The organism is Vreelandella salicampi (assembly GCF_013415105.1).
In the GTDB taxonomy this organism is placed as follows: domain Bacteria; phylum Pseudomonadota; class Gammaproteobacteria; order Pseudomonadales; family Halomonadaceae; genus Vreelandella; species Vreelandella salicampi.
This window is the reverse complement of sequence record NZ_JACCDF010000012.1, coordinates 1-21527: the sequence shown is the minus strand read 5'-3', so window position 1 is coordinate 21527 and position 21527 is coordinate 1. Positions and strand designations below refer to the sequence as shown.

Below are 21527 nucleotides of genomic sequence, written 5' to 3'. Positions count from 1 at the left end.
CATGACGACCGCCACTACACACCACCATCAACGCTGGCAAACAGCGCTGCGTCGTACGCTAAAGCGCGTCGACCAGCTGCCGCACTATCGCATTAGTGGACGTGTCGTACGCGCTACCGGGATGGTGATCGAAGTCGTGGGGTTAAAAGTCGCGGTAGGTAGCGCTTGTCGCATTGAACTACCCGGCAGCGATGGCCGTCTAGGTCAAAGCGCGCGTTACGCCGAAGCCGAAGTCGTCGGGTTTGCCGGTGACAAGCTCTATTTAATGCCGCTGGAAGAAATATTCGGATTGATGCCTGGCGCACGCGTATCACCGTTGAGTGATGCCGGGCACAGCGCCCGCCGCTTTCCGCTGGGAGATGGTCTTCTCGGGCGTGTACTTGATGGCAATGGCAACCCGTTAGATGGTTACGAAAGCATAGATGAGGCGCCACGCGCCACACTCAGCACCCCTCCATTAAACCCGCTTTCGCGCGCGCCGATTGATGAGCAAATCGACGTGGGCATCCGCGCCATTAACGCACTATTAAGCGTCGGCCGCGGCCAGCGAATGGGTCTATTTGCTGGCTCTGGTGTGGGGAAGTCCGTGCTGCTGGGCATGATGGCTCGCTATACAAAAGCCGACGTGATCGTAGTGGGGTTGATTGGTGAGCGTGGTCGCGAAGTGCAAGACTTTATTGATAACATCCTCGGCCCTGAAGGCCGCAGCCGGGCCGTGGTAGTGGCAGCACCCGCCGATACCTCACCGCTACAGCGTTTACAGGGCGCCGCCTACGCAACGCGCTTAGCCGAAGGATTTCGTGATCAGGGGCGTAATGTCTTGCTGATTATGGATTCGCTGACGCGCTATGCCATGGCGCAACGCGAGATTGCCCTCGCGATCGGCGAACCCCCCGCCACCAAGGGGTATCCACCTTCGGTGTTTGCCAAATTGCCAAGCCTAGTAGAGCGCGCGGGCAACGCGGAACGCGGCGGCGGCTCGATTACCGCATTTTATACGGTACTCACCGAAGGAGACGACCAACAGGATCCCATCGCTGATTCAGCACGTGCTATTCTAGATGGTCATATTGTACTATCACGCGTACTAGCCGAGGCGGGGCATTACCCGGCAATCGACATAGAAGCTTCTATTAGTCGCGCCATGACAGCGATTACGGATGAACAGCAGCAACGTAATGCGCGTAACTTTAAACGTCTTTTCTCGCGCTACCAGCGCAACCGTGACTTGATCAGCGTTGGCGCGTATACGCCGGGGCATGACCCGCAACTCGATGAAGCGGTCAAGCGTTTTCCCGAGCTTGAGCACTTCTTACAGCAGAATATTGACGAATGTGCGACGATGGAGGCATCACGGCAAGCACTAGACGCCGTTGCTGGTAAGCAGGCCGCTGGAGGGCAAGCATGAGCACGTCCCAAACAGGCACATCGCAACTCGAGATGCTATCGGGTCTCGCTAAAGATGCGCGCGATCAAGCTGGGCAACTGCTGGCGAAAGAACGTCAAACCGAGCAGCAAACGCAGGCGCAGCTACAAGCGTTGCACCGCTACCGGGCGGAATACAGCGAGCGTCTCCAAACGGCCATGCGCCAGGGCATTGACCCCGCCAGCATGTACAATTATCAACAGTTTCTTGCTTCGCTGGATGCCGCACTGACACGCGCCCAGCAAGCGCTTGCAGAGCAGCAAAGCCGCGTAGAGAAAAGCCAAGAGCAGTGGCGCCAAGAACAGCGCAAGCTCTCTTCCTACGACACACTGGCCTCGCGCCGTTTGCTCGAAGCGCAGCGCCGCAGCGCGCGCCAAGAACAGAAGATTAACGATGACTTGGTGACTAGCCGTATGGCACGCCAGCAATCTGAGACACCGCGGTAACGGTGTCAGGGACGAATTATGAACATTCATGCTCTGCTTTCGATGCACCAAGGCCAATCCAACGCTGCCGCGTCTGCCACTCGCTCAGGCGACGCACAGGCGAATGGTTTTATGCAAGCCTTTAGCCAGGCATCGCACACCTCGCTGAGCCACGGTGCTCAAGCCGCTAGCGGGAACGTAAAAAGCGGCGGTGGCCCGGTTTCGCTACAACAGATTGCCGACCAGCTTCAAGCGCTCGGCCTTAGTGAAGAGCAGCTACAACAAGCCGATATGCAAGCGCTGATGGAGCAAATTCGCCAGCAACCTGAACTCATGAATGCGCTACAAGCGCTAACGGCATCCTTAAACGACAATGCGGGAGCCGATGCGTTGCTCGGCAACAAGCTGTTTGAAGGTGAGTTATCAGATAGCGCCTCGCCGTTGACTGAAATTACCCAGCGGCTCCAACTGATGTCAGCGTTTGAAGGATCATCCGGCAGCAAATCAATGAGCGACAACGCATTGCAGCAGGAGCAACAAGCACTCGCAAGCGCCCTTGAAGCCCTGAATGGCGAAGGCGATGTGGGTCTTGCTGACCAGCTGACAGCACTTCTAGGCGGCGTGGCGGCGATGCAAGCTAACAGTGCACAAATCACAACAGCTAACGACGACACGAAATCGTCCGCGTCTACGCTATTCTCGCCGTCCCTTGCCGCGATGCGAGCGAGTGCCCAATCATCAGACGCAACGTCACAAAGTGAAGCGGCTAATCGAGCGCTGTCACTACTTGATGGCGCGAGCGCTAATAACACGTCACGCATCAGCAGCGATGCGTTGCTTGCTGCGCTGGCTAGCACTAACAATTCGACGCCCGCCCCCAATTTTGAATTGCCTGCTGCCCTCCAGGCGAGCTTGAATGGTGCAGGGTCATCTGCCGCAGCGCTGCAAAATAGCGCCAGCGGGCTTTCTCAGGGAGCGGCGGCACAAGGTAGTGTCGCCACCCCGGTTTCTAGCCCCGCTTGGCCACAGCAGCTCGGTCAGCAGCTAGTGCAGTTTGCGCAACGTGGCGGGGAGCAACATGTAAAACTACAGCTGCACCCAGCTGAGCTTGGCCCGCTGTCTATTTCGCTCAAGGTAAGCGAGCAAGGCACTCAGGCACACTTCCTATCAGCCCACGCACAAGTGCGCCAAGTCGTTGAACAGGCAATCCCTCAACTGCGTGAGGCGTTGGCCGAACAGGGTATCTCCTTAGGTGAAACCTCTGTCGGCGAACAGCGCCAACAAAACGGTGAATCTGAGCTTGCCGAGGGTAGAAGCAACACAGCCGGTCAGGCAGGCAACACCCTTGAAGGGGGCAGCGAAGACACTAGCGAACAAACATCGCTACAGCCAAGGACAGTGGCAATCGATGGCCACGTTGATTTATATGCTTAATGACTAACGCTTGTGAGTCTTAAGCTAGAAGATGGGCTCGCACAGCGAGCCTATTCATTTCATCACAAAAACGCGCATTGGGCATAATACTCTCTCGCGCATAATGACCACGGGAAGCACAATGGCAGAATCAAGCGGTGGATCAAAAAAACTGCTTTGGGTAATGATTATCCTCGTACTGCTCTCTTCAGCGGGAGCCGCAGCGGCCATCTATATGGTAATGAACCAGAATGGCAACGGTAATGCCGCTGAAGCCCAAGCGGAGCCAGAGCGCCAGTCGCCTATTTTTCTGGATATTGAGCCTTTTACGGTCAACCTTGAAAGCGACCGTGCAGGCGCACGGCTACTCTACACGGGCATTACGCTGCGCGTTGGTAATGAAACAAGTAAAGTGATTCTAGATGAGCATATGCCTCAAGTACGCAGCCGCTTGCTAACACTTCTGTCAGGTAAGCAAGCCAGCGAGCTCACATCACCGGAAGGCAAAAAGGCGCTTTCACAAGACATCATCACTGCGCTGAATGAGCCATTAGCAGAAAATCAAGCGCCCTTGGATTTACGTGAAGTGCTTTTCACTGAATTCATTGTGCAATAACCCGGGAACTCGGAGCCGTCATGTCACAGGACGATCTACTGTCCCAGGATGAAATTGATGCTTTGCTAAAAGGGGTCAGCGGTGACGAGGAGAGCTCTTCGTCGTCGGGCCAGCAGCAGGGTGATGAATCGCGCATTCGTCCCTATGATCCTTCTACGCAACATCGAGTAATACGCGAGCGTCTGCATGCGTTGGACTTTATCAACGAACGCTTTGCGCGCTACTTCCGTACCGGGCTCTTCAACTTGATTAGGCGCAGCGCCGATATCACCGTTGAGTCCGTGCGTTACCAGAGCTTCAGCGACTTCTCGCGCAATGTGCCGGTGCCAACCAACCTTAACATTGTGGCCATGAAGCCTCTGCGAGGCTCTGCGCTTTTTGTATTCCCCCCTAACCTCGTCTTTATGGTAGTGGATAACTTATTCGGTGGTGATGGACGCTTTGTGACCAAGTCAGACGGTCGTGAATTTACCAATACCGAGCAGCGCATTATACAGCGCTTACTTAACTTGGCGCTAGAAGCTTACGAAGAGGCTTGGAAAGTTGTTTATCCCTTAGATATCAACTTCTTACGTTCAGAAGTGCAGTCTAAATTTGCCAACATCACCAACTCGCCCAATGAAATAGTGGTCAATACCAAGTTCAATCTTGAAGTCGGCAACTTAGCGAGTAATTTTCAGGTCTGCATGCCGTACGCGATGATAGAGCCATTGCGCGACCTACTCGCCAACCCGATCAACGACAGCAACCATGATCAGGACGGCACCTGGAACAAACGCATGGCGAGCGAGCTAAGGCAGTCGGAAGTAGAGCTCGTAGCAGAATTCGCTCATATCCCTAGTCGTATTGCCGAGATCATGGGGCTAAAAAAAGGCGATGTACTCCCTGTTGAGATCCCCGAAAAGGTAAACGCGCATGTCGATGGCGTGCCCGTCATGGAGTGCCAGTTCGGCAGCCAAAATCAGCAGCGTGCGCTGCGCGTTTTGAGAATGTATGACCACGCCGCCATGAATAACCTATCGTCCGACGACTTTAATAACGGGTCTACGCGACTGAAAGCCAAGGAATCGAAAGCATGACTGATCCCAATAAGCCTGACGATCAGAACTCTGACGATCAGAACGTTTCTGATGACGATTGGGCGGCCGCCATGTCTGAACAAGAGCCTACCGACGGCGATACCAACACAGACGATGATGCGTTTGAGCAAGCAGCGCAACAAAGTACGGATGGCGCGGATACGAATAGCTCGGAAGAGGAAGAAGACCCCTGGGCTGCCGCCATGGCAGAGCAGCAAGCGGTAGAAGAAGACGATACCTCAAAGCAGGAAGAAGCGTCTGCTCCAGAGCCGCCGAAAGCAAAAGCCGCCAGCAGCGATGTTTTCCCTCCGTTGAATCAAGAAAATAACAGCGCTGCTTCGCGTGATCTTGAAATGATCATGGATATCCCGGTCAAACTGACCGTTGAGTTAGGGCGCACCAAACTCACCATTAAGCAACTGCTGGAGCTTGCCCAGGGCTCTGTGATTGAACTTGATGGCTTGGCCGGCGAGCCGATGGATATTCTGATCAATGGCTATTTGATTGCCCAGGGTGAAGTCGTGGTGATCGAAGATAAATACGGTATCCGTATTACCGAAATTATCACGCCCTCTGAGCGGATCCATAAGCTGAACCGATGAGCACAGAGGCCACATCCAATAGCGCTATTACGTCTGCTGGCAGCAGTGATGCCCTCATTGGCATGGCGGCGCTAGGTAAGACCGCGGCGGCGCTTGCTCTGGTTGTAGCCATCATTTTTCTCTGCTCGGCTCTGCTCAAGCGCTGGACACGCCAAGGCTCGCATCAAAACGTGAACCTAAAAGTGGTCGGCAGCACAGCTGTTGGTAACCGCGAGCGTGTGGTGATTGTGGATGTGGAAGGCACTTGGCTAGTGCTGGGCGTAGGAAACGGTCACATTAGCAAACTGCACGAGCTTTCCGCGCCCAGGCCGCCATCAAATGGTAACGTGCCAGGCCAACGTTTTTCACAACGCTTGGCCAAAGCGCTCCAAAAGCACCCCACACGCGATAGCGCTTCCGCATCCTCAGACTCAGATACAACGCCATGACTTATAGGATGCCCGCTTCAACTTCCATGCCAACACAACCATCGAGATTCCTACCTGCATTTATTGCGCTACTTGGGCTTTTCGTGCTGTTGGGGCTGCCAAGCCTGAGCTTCGCACAGGAAATTCCTGGTATTGTCAGCGAGCCAACGGAGAGCGGCGGGCAACAGTGGTCCGTCTCGCTGCAAACGCTGCTTTTCTTAAGCTCGCTAGCATTTTTGCCGGCCATGCTGTTAATGATGACCAGTTTTACGCGCATCATCATTGTGCTGAGCTTGCTGCGCACCGCCATGGGAACCCAGGCCACGCCGCCTAACCAAGTGCTTCTCGGCATCGCGCTCTTTTTGACGTTTTTTATTATGTCGCCGGTACTCGAGCAGGTCTATCAAACGGCTTGGGTGCCCCTATCGGAAGAGAGCATCAACTTCGGAGAGTTTTTTGTACGCGCGCAGCAGCCTTTTCGTGAATTCATGCTGGCACAAACACGCGAGCCGGATATCGCCCTTTTTGCACGCCTAGCAGACATTGGCCCGATGGAAGGGCCGGAAGAGCTACCCATGCGCGTGTTGCTTCCGTCCTTTGTCACGAGCGAGCTGAAAACTGCTTTTCAAATCGGCTTTACGATCTTTATTCCATTTTTGATCATCGACCTGGTCGTTGCCAGCACGTTGATGGCGCTGGGTATGATGATGGTACCGCCCATCACGATTTCGCTGCCATTCAAGCTGATGCTTTTTGTCCTGGTTGATGGTTGGCAGCTTATCATCGGCTCGATGGCCGAAAGCTTCTATATCGTATAAGCCCCTATTCACCAGCACACTGCCGTGCAGGAGTTTCACCATGACACCCGAAATGGTCATGAACATTGCCTACCAAGGAATGCGCGTCACGCTGTTACTGGCAGGCCCGTTGCTGCTTGCCGCTCTCGCCACCGGGCTTTTGATCAGTCTGTTCCAAGCGGCGACCCAAATTAACGAAATGACGCTTACGTTTATCCCTAAAATTCTGGCCGTTTTTGCCACCTTGGTCATCGCGGGTCCTTGGCTGTTGGGGCTGATTACTGATTACACTGAACGCCTCTTTACTAACATCCCCAGTATGGTGATGTAAGAGCATGTTTGAGGTCACTTACACCCAGCTACACGGTTGGCTGGTGGCCTTTTTTTGGCCATTTGTGCGCATAACCGCGTTCATGGCCGCCACCCCGCTCTGGGGCCATTCTAGCGTTCCTAACCAAGCCAAAGTCGCGCTTGCCGCTGTGGTGGCGGTGGTCATTGCGCCCGTTCTTCCCCCCATGCCCGATGTGCCGATTATGTCTTGGGCCGGTGCGGGAATTATTGTTGAACAGATCATCATCGGGGCGGCCATTGGCACGGTAATGCACATTGTCTTTGCCGTGGTGCAAGCCGCAGGCGAGTTCATCGGGCTACAAATGGGGCTGGCCTTTGCCAGCTTTTTTGATGCCGCAAGCGGCACTAACATCATGGTGTTATCACGTATTCTCTATATGATTACGCTTTTGATGTTCCTCGCCATGAATGGGCATCTTATGGTGCTGGAAACCCTGGTGATGAGTTTCCAAACGTTGCCCATCGGCATCGACCTGATTAACGCCAACGCCTTTGAGGTACTTGCCCGCTACGGTGGCACTATCTTCGCCTCCGGCATGCTCTTAGCACTCCCACTGGTTGCCTCACTGCTGATCATCAACTTAGCGCTGGGTATCTTAAACCGCTCAGCCCCTCAGCTCACCGTGTTCAATATCGGCTTCCCTACCTCGCTCACCGTTGGGCTACTGCTGCTGATGGTGCTGATGACAGACATCGGCAGCTTTTTGCAGCGGCTTTTCAGCGATGGCGTCGCCTTTATGCAGGGCTTAATTGAGTTAATGGCCCAGGTGTCTTAAGCCATAAAAAACCCCCAGGCAATTAGCCCAGGGTTCTTAAGGTGCGCTAACGCGATGTATTAACGCAGATAATCAAACAGCGACATGCCTTTGACATCGACAAAGGCCTGTTGCGACGCCTGCAGACCTACTTGGCGCAAGCTATATTCCGATATCGCATCGACATAATCTAGGTCAACAAGGTCCGAAAGCGTCTGCTCATAGTTCAGCATCCGGTTACCGCCCACGGCATCCACCACATCCAGCTCATTTAAACGCGCCCCGGCTGAAGCACGCACGGTCAATACGTTATCTAGTGCGTTATCCAAATCACGCATCGACGTGTTGAGTGTGTTGCGCAAGTCTGCTTTTTCCGCGTCGGTTTCTACCGGCTTTTCCAGAACCCGAATGGCTTCTTCCATTGTGCGGAAAAGATTCGGCTCGCGCTGATCACTGCCCGCTTGGGCGACTAGGATTTGATCGCCAGCTTCTGGTTCACCGTCAAACGTGACATCCAATCCGCCAAAAGAGACAGTTTGACCATCACCTGTATAGTTACCATTTTCAACTGGAGTTGCTGTGTCCCACTCATCGTTAGCAGCATCAAAGCGCTCTACGCGGTAGTCAAACTCAACATCAGCATCAGTTGTATTATCAGAAAACACAATGCGATAACTATCGCCGTAGCCATCATCATTGACGTTGCTAACCTGCGGGCCACCAAAGCTAACACTTCCATCGTTCCTAGCATTATTGCCAGCTAAAGGATCACCATTAATGTCTGTCTTTGTAGCTTCAGCCACATAACCCGCACCGCTCGGTACGCTTTTAAAAATAGAGTCGCCGTTTTCGGTAACAGGCATTAAGCGTGAGGAATCAATGCGCTGCTCACGCGCATTGCTATCGCCTTTATACTCCACATCACCGTCGGCGTTTTTAACAAACGGCGGGGCGTTATCCGCGTAGCCGCCAAATAAGTAGCGGCCATTGCCGTCGGTGGCGTTGGCTTGACCAATCATCGTCTCATAAACGCCGCGCATTTCGCTGGCAATGGACTCACGGTCAACATCGCTTAACGTATCGCTAGAGGCTTGCACGAGCAGCGTCTTAGCGCTGGTGACGGCATCGCTCACGCTATTGAGAATGCTCTCAGTCTGCGCCAATGAGTTTCGTGCAGAAACACGGGAGTCTTCAAACTGCTGCGTCACCGCTTTCGATTGATCTACGCGAACAGCACGTGCAGCTGCCTGCGGATCATCAGAAGGATTAACCACGCGGCGGCCGCTGGCAATCTGCTTGCTAACGTTGAGAAAGTCACTCTGCTGCTGATTAATCGACGCAGTGCTCTGCTCAAACATGGTGACCGAACTAATACGCATGACTTAAGCTCCCGAGTTAACCGCGCAGACCCAAAATGGTGTCCATGATCGTCGTTGCCGAATCGATTACCTTCGCATTGGCTTGATAATACTGCTGGTAACGGATCAGGTTTGCTGCTTCTTCGTCTAAATTCACGCCTGATTCCGACTGCTGCACCGCTTCCAACTGATCGGTTAAGCCTTGGCGCGCATCCAAGTTGACTTGGGTGATATTGGTACGGTTACCCACATCGCTTACCATCCCGCCGTACGCACCGCTGACCGACGCACTGCCGCCCACAACGTCTTGGCTTTGTAAGTCTTGAAGGGCGAGGGCGTTACGGTTATCGCCTGAAGAAGCAACACCCTGCTCAAGCGTCAAAGACTGAGTGTTACCCGCCGCTGGCATTGAATCAACGACGAAGCTTATGCCGTCTACAGTGATCTTATCATCAGCCTCAATATCAGCGGGATTTCCGCTTGTTTGGCCACTAGCCTGAATAACACCTCCATCAAGCTGCCGCTCCTCACCATTCACTAACACTGTGGTGGACGCGCTGAGGTTAGAAAATGTCATAGTACCTGTCGTTCCGGCAGCATCATTTTCCAGATCCACCTCTATCTGATCGGCCTGCGAAAAGGCATTACCGCCGCTCAGTTGAATATTACTAACCTGCATGTCCCCGCTGCTGTCGATGATGAAGCTACCCGCCGCAATCTTATCCAAATCGGCGATATTAGCTTCCATCCCCGCACCTGCACGGCGGACAGGCTGGACTTCAAATTTGTCGCCATCAGCAGGAACCGAGCTAAATTCGAGGGAAACACCACCAAAATTTAACTTATTTTCATCAGTCCAAGCATCTTCATCAAAATCGACGACCTGGCCGTTATCATTACGGGTAACGGTTGGATCACCTCCGTCAAACGTTACGGTGTAATCAGTTGCCCGAAGATCATCGATATTAGTAGTGTCGAACTCAGCTGATGTTAAAAGATCGTCCGCGCTATTACTTGCGTAGCTATACGTCTGCGGCTGGCGGACATTAAAAAAGTCTTCACCCTGCTCCCCGTTTAGATCCACGCCCTGCTTGTGCTGCTCGTTGAAAGCGGTGGAGAGCGAAACGCCTAATTGGCCAATCTGGTTTTGGGTTTTATCCAGCGTTTCCTGGCGGAAGCTCATCAAACCACCCAGTGCACCGCCGGTGATCACGTCTTCCTCTAGCTCGACCAAGTTACCGCCACCATCGCGGTAACCGACAACGGTACGCTGCGGATCAAGCTCCGACTTCATCGGCTCTAACGTGAAGGAATCGGTACCCGTCACCAACGGCTGACCGTTGGGTAGGCTGATGTTATAAGTTTTCCCATCTTGGATATTGAGGCGAATATCCATCCGCTCATTAAGATCCGATACCAGCTTGTCACGTTGGTTCAGCAGGCTGTTAGGCGCTTCACCGGTACGCGCCCGCGCAAGCGCGATCTCACGGTTCAAGCCAGCGACCTGCTCGGTGGTGTTATTGATCTGGGTAACTTCGTCTTCAATCTCGCTATTGATATTGCTCTGCATGTCTTGCAGATAACCATCAAACGAGCGGAACTGCGCGCTTAACGTTTGCGCGTTACCCAACACCCCTTGACGCGAAGCGGGGTCAGAAGGCGCGCTAGCCAAGTCTTCAAGCGAGGAGAAGAAGTTTTGCATCAGCGGCGCCAAGCCCGCATCGCGGTCCGCCAACAAGTTATCAATCTGGGTAACCTGCTCAGAATATTTTTCCAGCGCACTCGACTGAGTTTTGGCGCTATTAAGCTGATTAGCGACGTAGCGATTAAACTGGCGTTCGATATTATCGACCTGTACGCCGCTAGTACCCGCCGAGCCTTCACCTAGCTGAGTGAGCTCACGGTTATAGCCCGGCGTGTAGACATTGCTAATATTATTGCTGGTCGTATTGAGGGCGTTCTGCGCAGCATTAAGGCCGCTTAGCCCGGTAGAAAACATGCTCATGGTTCGATTCCTTAAGCCGATGTTTTACTTATCGGCTAAGCGCAGAAAAACTTAAGGGTTCACTAGCGCGACGTGGCCAGAAAGTCATTCGATGCTAGTGGTCCCAGCGTTTGCATCACCGCCTCTAATTTTGCCGCATAGCGAGGATCTGTCGCATAACCGCCTGCCTGTAACGCCTGTGCGGCTTGCTGGGCATCCGGCGCACTCACCACATTGGCATAGCGCGGGTTACTGCCAATGAGCGTGGCGTAATCGGTAAAAGCCTGCTCAAAGGAGTCATAGACCCGGAAGGTATCGGTCATCTGTGTGCGGCGGCCATTCACATACTCGTGGGTGACGATGTCGGTGGTGTCACCCTCCCACCGGCTACCGGCCTTAATGCCAAACAGATTATGGCTATTTCGGCCATCTTGAGTGGTGATTTCATGCCGTCCCCAGCCTGTTTCCAGCGCCGCCTGGGCAAGTATCAGCTCGGCAGGAACGCCCGTTGCACGGCTAGCCGCTTGTGCAGGCTCTGCCAGTGTTTCTTTGAACCGTTCAACATGATCGCGCGCCGCGTTGTCGTTTTCAGGCGTCGCCTCACTCACGCTATTCAGTGCAGGGCTATCCATTGCAGGCGCCGCTTGACGTACCGCGTCAAGCTCAGACAAAAAGCCTTGAGGCTCGGCATTAGCAGCAACCGCAGCACTATCTTTATCCGATAGCGGGCTAGGGTTATCGAGCGGGCGTGGCGTGCCACGAGGAATGCCGGCAATAAGCTCTTGCATTGCGTTATCACTATTGGCTGAAGGCTCACTACGCTGAAACGCCCCTTGGCGCTCAAGTTGATCAACCAATGCGTCCGCTAAACCCATACCGCGCGAGGCAATCACCTGCGACCACTGCTGATCCAGCATAGACTGATAAAAATCGGTTTGGCGGCTACTCATCAACCCCGAGGTAGGCACCGCGTCGCGCATGCTTTTGACCATCATCTTCACAAACAGCGCTTCAAACTGCTGGGCCGCGCTTTCAACACCTTTCTCTGGGTTCACGCGCGCCGTATGCTGCAAGCGCTGGAAGCCTTGCATATCCAGCGCGAACTGGCCGGTCATATCTTGATTCACGCTCACTAGATCACCTCCAGTTCAGCGCGCAGGGCCCCTGCTTGCTTCAATGCTTCAAGAATCGACATGAGATCTTGTGGTGTGGCTCCCAGTGCATTCAAGGCATTCACGACTTCGCTAAGCTGAGCGCCTTCCACCATCCGCAGATAGGCTTCTTGCTGCTCGACATCGATATCGGCATTCGGTACCACCACCGTTTCGCCTTCTCCCAAGGGATTGGGCTGACTGACCGCAAAGTTGGCATCGACTGTAATTGAAAGGTTGCCATGCGCCACAGCAGCTTCGCGTAACGTCACAGCTTGGTTCATCACTACCGACCCTGTCCGCGCATTCACCACCACTTTGGCTGGTGCACGCGTGGGGGTTACATCGACGTTCTCGACGCGCGCCATGAAATTGACACGCGCATTATTGTCAGCCGGGCCATCCAGCGCGATCACCCCACCATTACGTGCATATGCTACGGATCGACCGAATTCGTTGTTGATCGCGGTAACCATTCGCTGCGCAGTGCCAAAATCAGCTTGATCTAGCTGCAGCTCCAGCGTACCGCCATTGGCACCAAGGTTTAGCGGCACCTCTTTTTCCACCGTGGCGCCATTGGGAATCCGACCCACTGCCTGCTGGTTAATCTGCACACTGCTGCCACCAGCCTCGGCGCCGACACCGCCCACCAGCATATTGCCTTGTGCCATAGCGTAAGTATCACCATCGGCGCCTTTCAACGGTGTCATCAACAACGTGCCACCACGTAGGCTGCTGGCGTTGGCAACAGAGGAAACCACAATATCGAGTTCTTGACCCGGACGCGCAAAAGGCGGCAGATCCGACGTCACCATCACCGCCGCTACGTTGCGCAGCTGCATATTGGTGCCCTGAGGAATAGTGACCCCTAACTGCGAGAGCATATTGGCGAGACTCTGGCTGGTAAACGGTGCCTGAGTGGTCTGGTCGCCGGTGCCATCGAGCCCCACAACAAGCCCATACCCTACTAGCTGATTATTACGCACACCAGCAAAGCTTGATAGTTCGCGCACCTGCTCGGCCTGCGCGGGCAACGCAGCGATACACGCCATGCACACCAAGGCGATAGCGCAAACGCGCTGCCAAAAGTGTTTAGCTGAAACTTGGTGGTATCGCATTGTGTATCTCTACTCTCGGTTATTGTCACATCACCGCTAGAAGGGCGATACGTTTAAGAAGAAGCGCTGTAACCAGCCCATGTGCTGCGCTTCATTAATATAACCATCTCCTACGTACTCAATCCGTGCATCAGCGACCTGCGTCGACGGCACGGTATTTTGTGACGTAATGGTGCGGGGATTAACTACGCCCGAAAAACGTATAAACTCAGTGCCTTGGTTGATCGCGATTTGCTTTTCGCCACGCACGCGCAGATTACCGTTATTCAAGACATCCAGCACAGAGACAGTAATCGTGCCGGTAAAGGAGTTGGTTGCCTGCGACCCTCCTCCACCACTAAAGTCGCTATTCCCCGACACATCAAAACCATATTCGGCAAGCGTACTCAACGCATCGGGTAGCTGTTCAAGCTCTAAGCCCGCACTACCGCTACGGTCAGCATTGGACTGTGAGTTCTTGCTCGCACTGACCTCTTCATCAAGAACGATGGTCAAAATATCGCCAATTGCTCTTGGTCGACGGTCTTCAAAGAGCGGCTGATAGCCACGCCGTACTTGGTAAATCGAGCCATTGGGCACCGGTGGCGGTCTATCTACGATGTTGATTTGCTCTTGCTCACCGACCACAGAGGCCCGAGGGATTTGTGCACAACCGGCGATTGCGACGATGAGGAGCCCCAAACCCAAAAGCGTTAATCGCCTACCAAAAGCTGAACAAACGTGGCGCATCACTTGCCTCATAATAACGGCCATTACAACTGGCTTAAACGCGCCAACATTTCATCGCTGGTCGTAATCGCCTTACTATTGATTTCATACGCGCGCTGGGTTTGGATCATGCTGACCATTTCTTCGACAACACTCACGTTGGAGGTTTCCACATAGCCCTGGGAGAGTGAGCCGATGCCATTTTGGCCTGGAATGTTTTGGTTTGGCGCACCGGATGAGCCTGTTTCCAAATAAAGATTGCCGCCAACACTTTCAAGCCCGGTGGGGTTGATGAAAGACGCAAGGTTAACTTGCCCGACTTCATTATCTACCGGGTTGCCGGGCTCACGCACGCTGACGATACCATCCTCACCAATGGTGATTGACAGGGCGTTTTCGGGAATAAAAATAGCCGGTTCCAGAGGGTAGCCGTTGGCGGTGACCATCTGGCCATTTTCATTCAGCTGAAAACTACCATCGCGGGTATACGCGGTAGTGCCATCAGGCATCAGTACTTGGAAAAAGCCTTTGCCATTAATGGCTAAGTCGCGCGAGTTTTCGGTCTGCTCCAGCCCGCCTTGGGTATGTAGGCGCTCCGTGGCCACCGGACGAACACCGGTACCCACTTGCATGCCTGAGGGTAGACGGTCTTGAATATTGTTCTGTGCGCCGGGTTGGCGCATGTTTTGATAAAGCAGGTCTTCAAATACCGGCCGCGAGCGCTTAAACCCGTTGGTACTGACGTTGGCCAGGTTGTTAGAGATCACATCCAGTTTGGTCTGCTGTGATTCCAAGCCTGTTTTGGCCGTCCAGAGAGACTTAATCATTAAAAATTCCTTTGGCTATCAGGTGTATCAACCCTGGAGAGAGAGCATGCCATTGGCACGCTGGGCATTCTCATCCGCCGAACTGATCACTTTCATCTGCATATCATAGCGGCGGGCGACATCAATCATGGATACCATGGCATCTACGGCGCTGACGTTGCTGCCTTCTAGCACGCCGCTAGTCAGCTTCGCATCTTCGTTAGCCGCCAAGGCACCCGGCTCGCCCTCTTCATTATCTGGTGCGCGAAAGAGACCATCTTCACTGCGGTTTAGCTCACCCGGCTCTGGTGTCACAAGCTTAATGCGGCCAACGTTCACTAACGCTTCTGGACCGACCCCTTCAGGGATAGCGCTGATGGTGCCATCAGCGCCGATAAACACTTCAGACCCTTGGGGTACGTTTATAGGCCCACCATCACCTATCACCGGGCGACCGACGTTCAACAAAATACCGTCAGAGTCGATTTGCAAATCGCCACGGCGCGTATATGTTTCAGTACCGTCTTCGGCCTGCACCGCCATCCATGCATCGTCTTGCATCGCCACATCAAGCGCACGCCCGGTACTCTCTATCGGGCCTTGGGAGTAATCCGTGCCCGGCGTTGTGGTCACCGCGTGAGTGCGCGAATCTAACCGTGCCTCACCCTGAATCGGCACCGCGCGAACGGCGTCGAGCTGGGCGCGAAAGCCAGTGGTTGAGACGTTAGCCAGGTTATTGCTGACCACCGACTGCTGATCCATGCTGTGTTTGGCACCGCTCATCGCGGTATAAAGCATCCGATCCACGGTTGACTCCTTATGCGTCGCCCAAGGCGCTTAATGGCCGATTAACGGTCAATTAAAGGTTGATAATGGTCTGCAGCAACTCATCCTGAGTACTGATGGTCTGCGAGTTGGCCTGATACGCCCGCTGCGAGATAATCATATCCACCAGCTCACCTGCCAAGTCGACGTTAGAGGTTTCAATCGCGCTCGCCTCAATCAGACCTCGTTGGCCTGTGCCCGCCGCACCGACCAGCTCCTGACCAGAAGAGCCCGTCGCCGACCACAAGTTATCGCCCTCAGGCTTCAATCCTTCCGGGTTACGGAAGCTGACTAGGGCAATCTGCCCAGCCGCCAACGACTGCTCGTTGGAATAGTTACGCACAATGGTGCCGTCGTCTTCGATGGTGACACCCACTAACGAACCGGAGGTATAGCCGTCTTGGTTAAGTTCGTTAACGGTAGAGCTATTTGCAAACTGGGTAGTCCCTGCAAAATCAACCGTTATTTCCTGAAAAGCGAGAGTTTCATCAGTACCATCAGCAGTATTGTCAAATTCATTTAAATCATTATCTACATCGCCATCATCATTGGTTATGGCATCAGCAGCGCTCAAATCAATATCAAATTCTTCAAAACCATCTAGGGTTCCATTTTGAGCGAAGTCGAGGCCATCGCCTATATCAGTAAATCCGTAATTAGGTGCTCCTGCTGGTCCACCGGACATTCGAGCATCTACACGCCACTCATTGGCAGCGGTTTTAGTGAAATACATTGTTAAGTTACGCGCATTACCTTGAGAATCGTAAATCGTACCGTTAGTGGAATACGAATATTGGTTGGCGCCTAAGCCGTTAGCCACATTTGCCGCATTTTCCTCATCAGTACCCCCAGCAAAAAGTGGATCCCCGTCTTCGTCTATTAATGCCTCTTCTTCCGCATCCAAGTTTAGCGATACATCGAGTTCACTTGTCTTATTAGCAGCTAAGTCTCCAGCATCAACGTTTAATGCTTCAACATCACCACCGCCCTGAACCTCACCGTCAATTGCGGCATAACCCATAATCCGCGCGCCCTGAGCATTTACCAGGTCGCCATTGGGCTCCATGGTCAGCTGGCCGTTGCGCGAATAACCGACTCCACCACCGGGCTGCTCAAAGCGGAAAAAGCCTTCGCCAGCGATGGCTAGGTCCATATTACGGCTGGAGGACTCAATGTTGCCCTGACTAAAGTTTTGCAGCGTGGCGGAAACCCGGGTACCCAGGCCAATACGTGACTGGGCATAGACATCGGCAAACTGCACTTCGGAACTTTTAAAACCGACCGTTTGCGAGTTGGCGATGTTGTTGCCGACGGCACCGAGCTTTTGTTGCTGTGCGTTAAGACCACTAAGCGCTTGTGAAAAACTCATTCTCTTACCCCTGAAATTTGCTTATTAAAGAATTTGTTTAACTTGGTCGATGCCGACTTGGCCATAAATGGCGCCCAAATCTAAGCGCACATCGCCGTTATCTTTAGCGGGTGTCACACCCTCCACCAACGCATAATTGAGTGCTTCTACGCCCATTTCTTCGCCTTCAGCATCAAACGCTTTAAGGCTTACGCGGTAGTCACCTTTCACTAGCGGTTCATCGTTGTTATTCAAGCCATCCCAGCTAAACGATTGAACCCCTGCGCTAACATTCTCAACTTGTTCGGTGTAAACCACTTCGCCCGTTTTGCTAGTGACCGAAATATCAACGCGCTCAGCGGGCTTATCAAGCTCGATACCAAACGGCGTGGCGTAGGATTTGCCTTCATCGTCGACGTTAACCTTGACGCTATTGCCCGGCACCAATACCGCATTACCGATCAAGCCCGACGCTTGCAACATCTTGCCGGCATCCATCTGCTGGGTAATGCCATTGAGCGTGTCGTTGAGCTTCTCGATGCCGCTCACGGTATTAATTTGCGCGAGCTGCGAAGTCATTTCTTCGTTTTTCATCGGATCCATTGGATCCTGGTTTTCCAGCTGAGTGATCAGCATGGTCAAAAAGCTTTCACGCAGCTCATCAGACTGACTATCGTTGAGCTTAGCGCCATCGCCACCACCATTAATGCTACTCAGCGTTGCGGGGTTAAGACCGTTGATCATAATTTAGCCCTCACCTAGCGTAAGCGTTTGCATCAGCATCTGCTTGCTGGTGTTAAAAACCTCAATATTGGCCTGATAGGAACGCGATGCCGATATCATGTTGACCATTTCGTGCGCGGGTTCAACATTGGGTTTGGCCACGTAGCCGTCTTCATCCGCGGCGGGGTGATTAGGCATGTATTCCATGCGCAACGGCGAGTCGTCTTCGACCACTTCCGTTACGCGTACACCGCCGACACCGTAGCGGTTATTTTGCGATTGGGTTTCAAACATCACCTGCTTGGCACGGTAGGTTTCACCGTCCGGCCCGGCAACGCTATCGGCGTTAGCCATGTTGCTTGCGGTGACGTTCATCCGCTGCGACTGCGCGCTCATGGCGGAGCCGGCAATATCAAATACGGAAAACATTGTCATAATTTATCCTCGCCTTATTATTCCGGCTGCATGGCATTTTTCAGCCCTTGAATGCGGCTATTGAGCATCGACAGCGCAGCACGATAACGCACGGCGTTATCGGCAAATTGTGAGCGCTCACGGTCCATATCCACCGTATTGCCATCTAAGCTTGGCTGGTCAGGGATGCGGTAGAGCAAGTCCATATTACCAGCGCCGCCTTTCAAGGCGGGCCCTTCGCCCGGCAAGTGGCGCGCTGATGTACGATCAAGCGCCAAGCCATCGCGGCTGCCTTGCGAGCGTTCGCTGTTTTCGACCGCTTTTTTATACTCACTGCCAAAATCGATATCGCGCGCTTTATAGTTAGGCGTATCCGCGTTGGCGATATTAGCCGCCAGCACTTCATGCCGCGCGTGGCGCAAGCTAAGTGCCTGCTGGTGATGATTGAAGGCAGATTCTAGTTTATCGATCATGCCGACCCTCTCTGAGAGGCGAAATAAATGGGAATTTCTTGATGATGAAGAATACCCTCCTCGGCGTCATTCTAAAGCATGGAACAGCCCTTTTTTCACCCGGTATTTCTGCTGATGCCAACTAGGTCTTTTCGTTACACTCCAGGCGTTCTTTTTCTCTCGCCTTAGACTTAGTTGACGACCGAGACCTCAGCCATGCTGGCATTTTTGCCCCTTCACCCTTTATGGATACCTCGCGTCATGTTGGCGCTATTTGGCGCGATATTAGTTACTGCGGTTTTTCTCCCCAACACCGCTTTCGCTGATAATGAAGCGCTAACCCAGCGGGTTCACCAATTTTTGTACGAGAAGACCCAGACGCTCGGCGAAGAGGTCGTGATAGACCTGCGCGCGCCGTCGCCCCATTTACCCGCTTGCATCAACCCAACCCCTTTTCTGCCTAATGCCGATCAAGCGCCACTGGGGCGCGTCTCTGTTGGCGTTCGCTGTGGTGAACAACAGAGCCAAATTCGCTACCTACAAGCCCAAGTGGACGTTATCGGCCCCTATGCAGTAGCGTCAGAGGATATTTCACGCGGCACGCTGATTACTGAATCCATGCTCAATACGCAACGCGGCAACCTTGGCGAGCTCTCTTCGCGCACGCTAACCGACGCCGATAATATTGTCGGCAATGTTGCACTCCGTCCCATTCGAAGCGGCAGCTCGTTTCAAGCCCACGACATCCAAGCACCACGCTTGGTCGAGCGAGGGCAGCGCGTCACCGTTATTGCCGAAGGCACTGCCTTTCGTATCTCTCGCGAGGGAGAGGCCATGGATGACGGCGGCCTAGATGAGAGGATACGCGTGCGGTTTGGCTCCCGTGAAATCTTGGAAGCACGCATCATCGCTGATGGCGTTTTGCAGCTCGATTTTTAGCGCGAATTTCTCCGCCAGGCGCTAAAGTTTTGCCATGCACCGCCGATAGCATAGTCAATTGGCGAAAAACGCCACCCAAGTTTAACGGAGGCTAACAACGTGAAAGTGGATAACGTAAATTCGCTGCTTCGCCCCAACCAGGCGCAACCGCGCGATGAAGCGCAGAAACCCCAAGCTGGAAACGCTGCGAGCGCTAAGCAGTCTTCAGCGGATGCAACGCGATTGAGTCAGCAAAGTGTTAACACCTCGCAGGATATCGACCTCACCAAAGTCGGTGAAATTCGTGACGCCATCCGTGAAGGTAAACTTGACATTGACCCTGAACGCATTGCCAGCGGTTTACTTGCTAGCTTAGGTAATGAGTAATCAGCACCGATTCTGTAAGGAGACGTTCTCATGAGCCTTGCGCGCCTACTCCATAATCAGCAAAAGCGGATGGACACGCTGATCACGCTAATGGAAAAAGAGCAATCGCTCCTTACCCAAGGTGATATCGATGGCGACGCACTGGCTACGTTAGCGCATGATAAACAATCCCTACTGACAGAGCTTGATCGCATGGAAAGCCTCCGTCGTGATGTGCAAAGCAAGCTTGGTTATGAAAAGGGTGCTACCGGCGCCAAGCGGGCGGCGAAAGATGCCAACTGCCACTCCGACTGGCAACAACTACTGGGAAAAAGTGAACGCGTTGCGCGCATGAACGAGCTAACCGGTCAGATGCTCTCACTTCGCATGAAACATAACCAGCAGATGCTGGATTATATCCGTCAGATTGCCGAAAAAACATTGTACAAGCCCGATGGTCGTAACAGCGCCCAACCTGGCCGCATCAACGCGTCGGCTTAGACTCCTGCAAAACCCCGCCTAAAATATAGACAAAACATATACAAGCCGCTTCAATGGAAACTTCTGTTTTCATTTAGGAGCTTTGTATGCTGCCTCACCTTCCCGATGCTTTTACCGCCGTCATAACAGGCGCGGGTGGCGGTATTGGACATGCCATGGCGCAAGCCCTTTCAGCTTCATCCCAAGTTGGCAAGCTAATAGTCGTGTAAGCAGAAGCAACCCCCGAAGCTACTCTGACCCCCGCGTACAGTCTCTGTCGGCGGATATTACGCAAGAGGGTGGCCGACAATTGTTGAGTGACCAGCTAAAAGGAGAGCCTGTACACCTGCTATTGAACGCTATCGGGATCTTACATGACAGTCAGCACGGAGTTGGGCCTGAAAAGCGTCTGGAAGACCTTAATGCTGAGACTTTCGCCCGTGTGATGCACATCAACGCTGCAACGCCGACACTGTTGATTGCCGCCCTAAAAGGCTCACTACAGGGAAAACACCCCACGATAATTGCTAGCCTCTCTGCTCGCGTTGGCTCTATTGGAGATAACGGCTTTGGCGGCTGGTATAGCTATCGTGCAAGCAAAGCAGCACACAATATGCTGTTGAAAACTGCTTCTATGGAGCTAAAGCGGCTCAATCAACAATCGATCATTCTTTGCTTACATCCTGGTACCACGGACACGGAGTTATCAAAGCCATTCCAAACACGCGTACCAGAAGACAAGCTCTTTACGCCTGACTTTGTAGCGCGAAGCCTTATCGACGTTATGGCCAAACGAACACCGGAAGACACGGGAAGCTTTTGGGATTGGGCCGGTAAGCCTATTGAGTGGTAGTGAACGGTAGTTCTTTAAAAAAGACTAAAATAAAAAAATCCCCCCGGGCATAAGCCCGGGGGGATTTTTCGGATAAGTGCCTGACGATGACCTACTCTCGCATGGGGAGACCCCACACTACCATCGGCGCTGAGCGGTTTCACTACTGAGTT

25 protein-coding genes and 1 rRNA gene are annotated in these 21527 nt (G+C 53.3%); 14 read left to right on the top strand and 12 right to left on the bottom strand.

Annotated elements, in window-relative coordinates:
- The first annotated feature begins 1 nt into the window (after nucleotide 1).
- The 10 genes from fliI (at nucleotide 2) to fliR (ending at nucleotide 7892) form a co-directional block, all read left to right on the top strand.
- Nucleotides 2-1408: a flagellar protein export ATPase FliI gene (gene fliI / locus HZS81_RS13180; RefSeq protein WP_179931036.1), complete on the top strand. Its 1407-nt coding sequence runs from the start codon at nucleotides 2-4 to the stop codon at nucleotides 1406-1408.
- Complete coding sequence (fliJ, locus tag HZS81_RS13175) at nucleotides 1405-1872, top strand: flagellar export protein FliJ (RefSeq protein ID WP_179931035.1); 468 nt, start codon at nucleotides 1405-1407, stop codon at nucleotides 1870-1872. Before fliI ends, fliJ begins: the two co-directional genes overlap by 4 nt.
- A gap of 18 nt (nucleotides 1873-1890) precedes the next feature.
- Nucleotides 1891-3285 (top strand): flagellar hook-length control protein FliK, encoded by a 1395-nt coding sequence (locus HZS81_RS13170; RefSeq protein ID WP_179931034.1) that lies wholly within the window; start codon nucleotides 1891-1893, stop codon nucleotides 3283-3285.
- Between the two features lie 121 nt (nucleotides 3286-3406).
- Nucleotides 3407-3880: a flagellar basal body-associated protein FliL gene (gene fliL / locus HZS81_RS13165; protein WP_179931033.1), complete on the top strand. Its 474-nt coding sequence runs from the start codon at nucleotides 3407-3409 to the stop codon at nucleotides 3878-3880.
- Nucleotides 3881-3900: 20 nt separating this feature from the next.
- A complete protein-coding gene (gene fliM, locus HZS81_RS13160) occupies nucleotides 3901-4959 on the top strand; it encodes a flagellar motor switch protein FliM (RefSeq protein ID WP_179931032.1) in 1059 nt (352 codons plus the stop codon).
- Complete coding sequence (gene fliN, locus HZS81_RS13155; protein WP_179931031.1) at nucleotides 4956-5561, top strand: flagellar motor switch protein FliN; 606 nt, start codon at nucleotides 4956-4958, stop codon at nucleotides 5559-5561. The genes fliM and fliN overlap by 4 nt, the downstream gene beginning before the upstream one ends.
- Nucleotides 5558-5989, top strand: coding sequence for a flagellar biosynthetic protein FliO (fliO, locus tag HZS81_RS13150; protein ID WP_179931030.1), 432 nt, complete (start codon nucleotides 5558-5560; stop codon nucleotides 5987-5989). Before fliN ends, fliO begins: the two co-directional genes overlap by 4 nt.
- 8 nt (nucleotides 5990-5997) lie before the next feature.
- A complete protein-coding gene (fliP, locus tag HZS81_RS13145; protein ID WP_277814999.1) occupies nucleotides 5998-6786 on the top strand; it encodes a flagellar type III secretion system pore protein FliP in 789 nt (262 codons plus the stop codon).
- 40 nt (nucleotides 6787-6826) lie between these two features.
- Nucleotides 6827-7096: a flagellar biosynthesis protein FliQ gene (fliQ, locus tag HZS81_RS13140; protein ID WP_179931029.1), complete on the top strand. Its 270-nt coding sequence runs from the start codon at nucleotides 6827-6829 to the stop codon at nucleotides 7094-7096.
- Nucleotides 7097-7100: 4 nt separating this feature from the next.
- Nucleotides 7101-7892, top strand: coding sequence for a flagellar biosynthetic protein FliR (gene fliR, locus HZS81_RS13135; protein WP_179931028.1), 792 nt, complete (start codon nucleotides 7101-7103; stop codon nucleotides 7890-7892).
- 59 nt (nucleotides 7893-7951) lie between these two features.
- Here fliR and flgL read toward each other — a convergent pair whose 3' ends face one another.
- The 11 genes from flgL to flgB all read right to left on the bottom strand — a co-directional run bounded on the left by flgL (nucleotide 7952) and on the right by flgB (nucleotide 18779).
- Nucleotides 7952-9250 carry a flagellar hook-associated protein FlgL gene (gene flgL / locus HZS81_RS13130; protein ID WP_179931027.1) on the bottom strand — a complete coding sequence of 433 codons (1299 nt, stop codon included), beginning with the start codon at nucleotides 9248-9250 and terminating at the stop codon, nucleotides 7952-7954.
- A 16-nt stretch (nucleotides 9251-9266) separates the two neighbouring features.
- Nucleotides 9267-11234, bottom strand: coding sequence for a flagellar hook-associated protein FlgK (flgK, locus tag HZS81_RS13125; protein WP_179931026.1), 1968 nt, complete (start codon nucleotides 11232-11234; stop codon nucleotides 9267-9269).
- A 62-nt stretch (nucleotides 11235-11296) separates the two neighbouring features.
- Entirely contained in the window at nucleotides 11297-12328 is a 1032-nt protein-coding gene (gene flgJ / locus HZS81_RS13120; RefSeq protein WP_194249382.1) for a flagellar assembly peptidoglycan hydrolase FlgJ, read from the bottom strand.
- A gap of 17 nt (nucleotides 12329-12345) precedes the next feature.
- Nucleotides 12346-13416 carry a flagellar basal body P-ring protein FlgI gene (locus tag HZS81_RS13115; protein WP_241697505.1) on the bottom strand — a complete coding sequence of 357 codons (1071 nt, stop codon included), beginning with the start codon at nucleotides 13414-13416 and terminating at the stop codon, nucleotides 12346-12348.
- Nucleotides 13417-13518: 102 nt separating this feature from the next.
- Entirely contained in the window at nucleotides 13519-14211 is a 693-nt protein-coding gene (locus HZS81_RS13110) for a flagellar basal body L-ring protein FlgH (RefSeq protein ID WP_179931023.1), read from the bottom strand.
- A gap of 23 nt (nucleotides 14212-14234) precedes the next feature.
- Nucleotides 14235-15017 (bottom strand): flagellar basal-body rod protein FlgG, encoded by a 783-nt coding sequence (flgG, locus tag HZS81_RS13105; protein WP_179931022.1) that lies wholly within the window; start codon nucleotides 15015-15017, stop codon nucleotides 14235-14237.
- A 27-nt stretch (nucleotides 15018-15044) separates the two neighbouring features.
- Nucleotides 15045-15803, bottom strand: a complete 759-nt coding sequence (locus HZS81_RS13100; protein ID WP_179931021.1) for a flagellar basal body rod protein FlgF — start codon at nucleotides 15801-15803, stop codon at nucleotides 15045-15047.
- A 52-nt stretch (nucleotides 15804-15855) separates the two neighbouring features.
- Nucleotides 15856-17190 (bottom strand): flagellar hook protein FlgE, encoded by a 1335-nt coding sequence (gene flgE / locus HZS81_RS13095; protein WP_179931020.1) that lies wholly within the window; start codon nucleotides 17188-17190, stop codon nucleotides 15856-15858.
- A 24-nt stretch (nucleotides 17191-17214) separates the two neighbouring features.
- A complete protein-coding gene (locus tag HZS81_RS13090) occupies nucleotides 17215-17913 on the bottom strand; it encodes a flagellar hook assembly protein FlgD (protein ID WP_179931019.1) in 699 nt (232 codons plus the stop codon).
- A 3-nt stretch (nucleotides 17914-17916) separates the two neighbouring features.
- Nucleotides 17917-18327, bottom strand: coding sequence for a flagellar basal body rod protein FlgC (gene flgC, locus HZS81_RS13085; RefSeq protein WP_179931018.1), 411 nt, complete (start codon nucleotides 18325-18327; stop codon nucleotides 17917-17919).
- Nucleotides 18328-18344: 17 nt separating this feature from the next.
- Nucleotides 18345-18779 (bottom strand): flagellar basal body rod protein FlgB, encoded by a 435-nt coding sequence (flgB, locus tag HZS81_RS13080; RefSeq protein ID WP_179931017.1) that lies wholly within the window; start codon nucleotides 18777-18779, stop codon nucleotides 18345-18347.
- Between the two features lie 240 nt (nucleotides 18780-19019).
- Here flgB and flgA point away from each other — a divergent pair, with 240 nt between their 5' ends.
- The 4 genes from flgA (at nucleotide 19020) to HZS81_RS13060 (ending at nucleotide 21375) form a co-directional block, all read left to right on the top strand.
- The gene (gene flgA / locus HZS81_RS13075; protein WP_241697501.1) at nucleotides 19020-19697 is read left to right on the top strand and encodes a flagellar basal body P-ring formation chaperone FlgA; all 678 of its coding nucleotides are present in this window, start codon (nucleotides 19020-19022) and stop codon (nucleotides 19695-19697) included.
- Between the two features lie 99 nt (nucleotides 19698-19796).
- A complete protein-coding gene (flgM, locus tag HZS81_RS13070; protein ID WP_179931015.1) occupies nucleotides 19797-20063 on the top strand; it encodes a flagellar biosynthesis anti-sigma factor FlgM in 267 nt (88 codons plus the stop codon).
- 30 nt (nucleotides 20064-20093) lie between these two features.
- Nucleotides 20094-20543: a flagella synthesis protein FlgN gene (locus HZS81_RS13065; RefSeq protein WP_179931014.1), complete on the top strand. Its 450-nt coding sequence runs from the start codon at nucleotides 20094-20096 to the stop codon at nucleotides 20541-20543.
- Nucleotides 20544-20835: 292 nt separating this feature from the next.
- A complete protein-coding gene (locus tag HZS81_RS13060) occupies nucleotides 20836-21375 on the top strand; it encodes an SDR family NAD(P)-dependent oxidoreductase (protein ID WP_338401863.1) in 540 nt (179 codons plus the stop codon).
- A gap of 78 nt (nucleotides 21376-21453) precedes the next feature.
- Here HZS81_RS13060 and rrf read toward each other — a convergent pair.
- Nucleotides 21454-21527: ribosomal RNA gene (gene rrf / locus HZS81_RS18305) — 5S ribosomal RNA — on the bottom strand; the annotation flags it as partial.